6 protein-coding genes and 1 pseudogene are annotated in these 7,173 nt (G+C 30.3%); all 7 read right to left on the bottom strand.

Annotated features, from left to right (window positions below; translation table 11 throughout):
* Positions 1-164: 164 nt before the first annotated feature.
* Positions 165-803 (bottom strand): hypothetical protein, encoded by a 639-nt coding sequence (locus tag BO51_RS09735; protein ID WP_496486206.1) that lies wholly within the window; start codon positions 801-803, stop codon positions 165-167.
* 120 nt (positions 804-923) lie between these two features.
* A pseudogene (locus tag BO51_RS09740) lies at positions 924-2,260 on the bottom strand (short-chain fatty acid transporter).
* Positions 2,261-2,566: 306 nt separating this feature from the next.
* Entirely contained in the window at positions 2,567-3,646 is a 1,080-nt protein-coding gene (locus BO51_RS09745; protein ID WP_496486208.1) for a lipid II:glycine glycyltransferase FemX, read from the bottom strand.
* A gap of 1 nt (position 3,647) precedes the next feature.
* Positions 3,648-4,730 carry a hypothetical protein gene (locus tag BO51_RS09750; protein ID WP_496486210.1) on the bottom strand — a complete coding sequence of 361 codons (1,083 nt, stop codon included), beginning with the start codon at positions 4,728-4,730 and terminating at the stop codon, positions 3,648-3,650.
* Position 4,731: 1 nt separating this feature from the next.
* Complete coding sequence (locus BO51_RS09755; protein ID WP_496486212.1) at positions 4,732-5,292, bottom strand: GNAT family N-acetyltransferase; 561 nt, start codon at positions 5,290-5,292, stop codon at positions 4,732-4,734.
* A complete protein-coding gene (locus tag BO51_RS09760; protein WP_496486214.1) occupies positions 5,289-5,981 on the bottom strand; it encodes a sugar transferase in 693 nt (230 codons plus the stop codon). Before BO51_RS09760 ends, BO51_RS09755 begins: the two co-directional genes overlap by 4 nt.
* A 1-nt stretch (position 5,982) precedes the next feature.
* Positions 5,983-7,128, bottom strand: a complete 1,146-nt coding sequence (locus tag BO51_RS09765) for a DegT/DnrJ/EryC1/StrS family aminotransferase (RefSeq protein ID WP_496486216.1) — start codon at positions 7,126-7,128, stop codon at positions 5,983-5,985.
* Positions 7,129-7,173 lie beyond the last annotated feature (45 nt).

Below are 7,173 nucleotides of genomic sequence, written 5' to 3' on the forward strand. Positions count from 1 at the left end.
CAACAAATTCTCCAATAAGGTTTTCCCCTTTCCGCTTTCAACCTTCCACTTTCAGCTTTTGCTTAATTCTTTTCCTGTCTTCTGTCCAACTTTAAACCTTCACCTTTCTGCTTTCTATCTTCTGCTTTCCACTTTCCACTTTCTACCTTCAGCTTTCCTCTCCCCTACTTTCTCCCATCAAAAAACTTAATTATCCTACCATCTTCGTATCCTATATTTTTAAGTTCTTTTGCTATCTGCTCTTCGAATGTATAGCTAGATATAAAAATCGCATCATGCGGATATTTATCTAAGTCTGTTTTTGAGATGATTGGGATATTTTCTATAGTCTTTCCTCTTTTTTCTAAGTCATCGTCTATTATCGCAGGGATGGAGATGTCAAGTCTTGATGAGTTTTTAAGTGTGGTTAAGATAATTTCACATACTTCTCCTGCACCATATAGTATTATGTTATGGTGTCCTTTTTTAGTTGCATTTAATAGAAAGTCTTCGAGTTCTTTTTTGGCGAGCTTATAGTGGTTTATGAGCTCTTGCATGTATGAAATATTTAAATAGTTTTTTCTCTTTTTCCCTTTTGCTGTTATATGATATTTTACAGTTTTTGAGCTTAAATACTCTCTTTTTAAATATCCTTTAGCTTCTTCTTCATCTAAATAGAGATTTATCATGGATGCTGCCGATCCAATTATTTTCCCCAACTCTTTTTGAGTTGTGTCTGGGTTTTGTTCTATGTACTCTAAAAGCATCATCTCTTTGTATTTTAATGTTGGAGTGAAAAAGGTAGTTCCGTTTTTATTATCCATTAGTTTCACCATTTCTTTATTCGTTTGTTGAATGATTAAATTATAGCATTTTATTTGGTAACATACAATACATACTCACAAAAAAACCCTGGAAATTTCCAGGGTTAGAAAATAATTATATCATATCAATAAAAATGCAGCAGTTGCTATTACTCCACTTAGCAGCAAAGTTACAATACAATATCCCATTATATCTCTTGCGCCAAGTCCTGCTATACCCAATGCTGGCAATGCCCAGAAAGGCTGAATCATATTTGTCCATGCATCGCCCCATGCAATTGCCATTGCTGTTTTAGCTGCTGGAACTCCTAGTTTAACGCCAGCCGGCATCATTATTGGCCCTTGTACCGCCCATTGTCCTCCACCTGAAGGTACAAATATATTAACTATACCAGCACTTAAAAAAGTGAACAGAGGAAAAGTATGTTCATTGGATATATTTACGAAAGCTGTCGAAATCACTCCAGCCAGTGAAGTTGTGCCTTCTACAGCTCCTGTCATCATGCCCATTATACCAGCATAAAATGGAAACTGAAGTATTATACCAGAAGCACCAGCTGTTGCTTCAGATATTACATCAATATATCTTCTTAAATCACCATGAAGTAATATACCTACAAATAAAAATATCATATTGACTATGTCTAGACTTAAGTTAAAACCATTTTCATTAAAATAATAAACGATATAAATAAATACAAATGCTAATAATATCAGCCACAATATTTTACTGTGTTCTAATTTGTCAGCTGGGGTCTTTATTTCATATTTTTTTAGTGGTTCATCATGTAATAGACTGGGATCTATTGTAACAGTTTTGTCAGGAGTAGGATGCATAGCTCTAGTTACTATTGGCATAAGTATGAGTATGGATATGACTATTGTTAAATTTAATGGTGAAAAAATAGTTTCACTAGTTGGTATAGGGGCTGATAATGCTCCCCCAGTTGCTATTAGTCCTGTTTCACTAGCTATAGTTAGTGGTATAGACCAGATAATCCTCCATGCCAGACTAAAAATCCTGAATAAGCTGAAGCGATTAACAATCTATAGTCTACGCCTTCTACTTGCTTAGCCATTTCTCTTGCTAACAAAGCTCCGATAATTAATCCAAATCCCCAATTAATCCAACAAGCTAGGGTTGCTATAAAGGTGGTGATCAATATTGCTGAACCTGGTGTTTTTGCAAATGAAGCTATCTTTTTTAGTAGATTTTTAAAAAGTGGAGCTTGAGCCATTGCACTCCCAAATACTAATACCAAAACCATTTGCATGGAGAACAATAGCAAACTCCAAAATCCATTGCCCCAATGTTTTACCATAGTTAGTGGACCTTGCCCTGTAAATATGATTGCAGCTATAAAGACTATTGCATTTAATATGATTGCAAATAAAAATGGGTCGGGTAAGTACTTGTTCACTAATGCAACACAGCCATTTGTAAATTTTTTAAACATATCTAGTCCCCCTTAAATATATTATCTATAAATTGTTAATTTATAGTCAATTATTAAAAAAATAACTCAATTTACATTAATGATTTCTATCCTAATATACCCATTAAAGATTAACTTGCAATACATACAATATAAATCTTGGAAATTGTCTAGATAATCCAGATATATATGATAAGTTCCTGATAAATAGATTTTTCAGAGTCCTCTCTTGTTTTTTTTATCACAAATTATTATCTTTCTTCTGAAGATAATAATTTTCCATTTGCATTATAAATAACTATTATTTATTATTTCTAGTTTTTTCATTTATTCAGATCTATATAGAGGGAAAAAATTGCTTTCTTTATCAAAAGTACTTTCTTTCATTCTTATATTCACTAATTTCTCATAAATACTTTTATTATAAATTTTCTTCCCGATATAAAATGGATTATCTTCATTTCTATTGAATGATTTCTTAAATTTATATAAATTGTCTTCAGATCCTCCGACACCACCTCCAAGATGGAAGACTTCAAATCCCATTTTATGCCCCCATAGAGCTACTTCATATAATAACAAATTCGTAGGCGCTAAGTGTTTAAAAGAAGAAGCTGACCCTGAAAGGTGATAATGCATATATTTATTGGTATAAAAAATTATTGCGGCACTAATAATTCTTTCATTATATAATGCATAAAATATCTCTGCATTTTTACCAAATTCATTAAATAATGTATAGTAATAATTTTTATCAAAATAATAATACTTATCGGCATTATCCCTATCCATCGTTTTATTATATAAAGATATGAATTCTTCAATAATTACTTTATCACTAGAATGCTCTATTTTTACACCATTCTTTATAGCTTTTCTGCACATATTTCTATTTTTACTCGAAAAATTTGCCCATAAATTATCAGCATCGGTTAAATCAACTGAAATAGTATTGCCAATTTTTGTTAAATCATATAATAAGCTCATATATCTGTAGTTACGTATCAACGGATGAAATCTAACAAATTCACTAATTATATTATTCTCTTGACAAAAACCTTCATATTCTTCCTTTAATTCGATAATATCTACTTCATTTATTTGCTGCTCTTCATTATTTTGGTTTTCAATAATAAAACCACCATATCCATATGGAGTAATAAAATCAAAATATATATTTTTTTCAATATATCCATAAAAATATTGTGATTCTGTGATATCTCTTTTTAATACAACATTTATTGCTTTTACCTTATCATTATTAAAATATATTAACAATGGAATCCCATCGCCATGTAAAAAATAAAGTTTAGCATAACCGGATAAATAATAAATATCGTAATCATTAAAACTCTTAACTATATTATCCCATTCAGTTTTATTATCTAGTGAGCATATTTTTAGCATATTAATTATTTGAAATTACCTCCACTATTTTTTTCATTTCATCTATACCATATCTCTGATCACAAGGTATTGATAAAATATGGTCATATATATATTTGGATTGCATTTCTTTATTATTTAGAATTAAAGGTTTTCCCCAATGAATAGGGCAATATATATTCTCTTTTATTAGCTTTTCTCTTAATTTATCTCTATCATTCTTTACATAGATTGGGAAAAAAAATGGACAAATTTCATCTTTTAATTCTTTAAAAATAACTTCTATATTTTCTAAATTTTCCATATGATTTAGTAAGTATAAATAATTTTTTTTCCTTTTATTGATGATAAAATCTATATCTATTGTATTTAAAATTTCTAACGAAATATCGTCTATTTCTGAGCTATCATAATAATTATCTAAAATTTCTTCACTTTCTCTAAAAAGATTTAAAATTAAATTTTTATTTATTTCTCTTATATTATTGATATACTGAGACTTTAATATCATTGCTTTCAATCTCTTTTCAACGAAAGCATCCATCGACTTATTATTATATGTATTATATGTATTATAATTAATATTTAATTTACCTGTGTTAGCAATAAATCCTCCCGAAGGTAAGCCTACCCATTTTCTTATACTTCCAATGTAAAGATCGTTATTATCATTCAATATATATCTAGAGAATAGCTTGTGTGTAACATCTTCTATAATAATTGCCTTATTATCTTTTAATTCCTTTATAATGCAATCAATATTATTATTAGTGTTAAACCCAAAATATCCTATATGCAAAAAAATTCCTATATCATCTAGTCTTACATTATTAAATTCTGGAGACAGTTCTTTGTTAATATCATAAAATCTACATTCAAAATTTCTATCTATAAATGGTTTTATAATAGACTCACATAAATAAGAGGGAAGTAATGCTACTCTATTTTCAATGTTTACTGAATCTAAAATAGTCAATAGTGCCCCTCTCCCACTTTTCGTAAAATATAATTCCCCAAATTTACTAAAATATATTTCGCCCTTACTGCCTGAAGTGCAAGATTTTAATTCGTTAATCCAAAATTCGCTTCCTATTTCTTTATACATTTTATTCATCCCAATAATGGTTTTTTCTTACTAAATCTAAATATTCTTCTTTTAAAATCCCCACGATTAATTCATCATGGTATTCATTTCCTTTAAATATATTCTTTCTTTTTATACCTTCTATTTTCCACCCGCATTTATCGCAATATAATTTTTTAGAAGCTTCATTATAAGATATGATAGCTCCATCCAACCTATTTAAATTCAGTTCTTCAAAGCAGTACCTCATGATAGCCATTACTGTATCTGTGCCAATTCCCCGAGTTCTGAATTCACTATTTGCAATCTTTATTCCATGAAATGCCGATCTGTTTTTCCAATCTATATTTACAATATTTGCGAATCCTACTGGGCCATCTTCTTCCGTTTCAATTATAAGCCGGATATTATTAAAATTGTTCTGATTTGAATTATACCATAATGATTGCTGATATTTTGAGATCGGGATGGAATAACCTCCTACCATTTTTTCTATTTCAGGGTCATTTATCATTTCTCTCAGCATTTCTTGATCTTCTAATTCCATAGCTCTTAGTATAACTTTCTTTCCTAATATATTCATTTGTATTTCTCCTTTCTATATATATTAAAATCTATTGGAGCATCTATCCCTCGCTCACCTATTCCTTCTCTTTTAAATATAATACTGAAAGTCTTTAATATAATGGATAAGTCCAAAGAAAAGCTTAATGTATTTACATATTGTGTATCGAGTTTAAATCTTTCTTCCCATATAATTGTATTTCTCCCATTAGTCTGTGCAAGTCCTGTTAAACCTGGTCTAACTTTATGTCGCATTCTTTCTTCATTAGTGTAAAAAGGTAAATATTCAACTGCTAGTGGTCTAGGTCCGACTATGCTCATATCTCCCTTTAAAATATTGACTAGCTCTGGGAGTTCATCTATTGAGGTGGATCTTAAAAACCTGCCAAATGAAGTTAATCTTTCACTATCAGGAAGAAGATTTCCATTTTCATCTTTTGCATCAGTCATTGTCCTAAATTTATATATTGTGAAAATCTTTTCATTTAAACCTGGCCTTTGCTGTTTAAAGATGATAGGTGAGCCTAATTTTATCCTGACTAATATGGCAGTTATTAACAATATTGGACTAAGTATAATCAAAGCTATGAGAGATAGTAAAAAATCTAAAGGTCTTTTAAAAAATTTTTTATATATGCTATTTGATATGATCAGTTGGTCAGTTGGACAGTTGGAAATGATAGCATCCTTTTTGGTTTCAGTTTGCATCTTAGCTCCACAACCCCTTTATAATCCTACATACTCTATCAAGATCTTCATCAGTCATCTTCGTATCTGATGGTAAACAAACTCCAGATGTAAATAAGTTTTCACTTACATTTCCACCTACATAATCATATTTACTGAAAAATGGCTGCATATGCATAGGTTTCCATATAGGTCTTGACTCGATATTTTCTTTTTCTAAAGCTAGCATAATATCTATAGGTTTTATTTTGCCACTTAATGTTATACAGCTTAGCCAGCAATTTGGTTGGTTCCATTCATTCATTGGCATAAAATCAATTCCATCAAGGTCTGATAAATTGTTTTTATAATAGTTAAAAATATATCTCTTTTTTGCTACTCTTTCATTTAATACTTTTAGCTGTCCTCTCCCAATGCCCGCTACTATGTTGCTCATTCTGTAGTTATATCCTAATTCTTTGTGTTCATAATGTCTTTCTTTTTCTCTGCTTTGAGTTGCCCAAAACCTTACTTTTTCTATGCGCTCTTTATCTTCAGAGACAAGCATTCCTCCACCTGATGTAGTAATTATCTTGTTTCCATTAAAGCTAAACACTCCAAATTTGCCAAACGTGCCAGTGTATTTCCCCTTGTATTTAGTCCCTAAAGCTTCTGCTGAATCCTCTATTAACGTTATCTCATGTTTATTGCATAGTTCTACTATCGGATCTAAATCGGCAGACAAACCGTATAAATGAACTAATACTAAGTACTTAGCATCTGGATGTGTTTTTATAGCTTTTTCTAAGACATTTGGATCTATATTCCAAGTTTTTTTATCACTATCTATAAATACTGGTATAGCATTTTCATATATGATAGGATTTGCTGAAGCAGAAAAAGTCGAACTTTGGCAAAAAACTTTATCGTTTGGTTTTACACCTGCTGCCTTTAGTGCCATGTGTATCGCAGCAGTCCCTGATGATAATGCTGCAGCATGATTGGAACCTATTTTACTTGCAAATTCGGTTTCAAAGTTATCTACATTTGGTCCTAAAGGTGCTACCCAATTTGTTTCAAATGCTTCATTGATATATTGTTTTTCATATCCTTCATCGCTCATGTGGGGACTTGAGAGAAAGATTTTTTTCTTATTAATGTTATTTGTATTACTATTGTTTGTAGTCATAGTAGATGTTTCCTTTCATTGAGATATATTTAAAAGTTGAAAGTG

The organism is Soehngenia saccharolytica DSM 12858 (assembly GCF_059568515.1).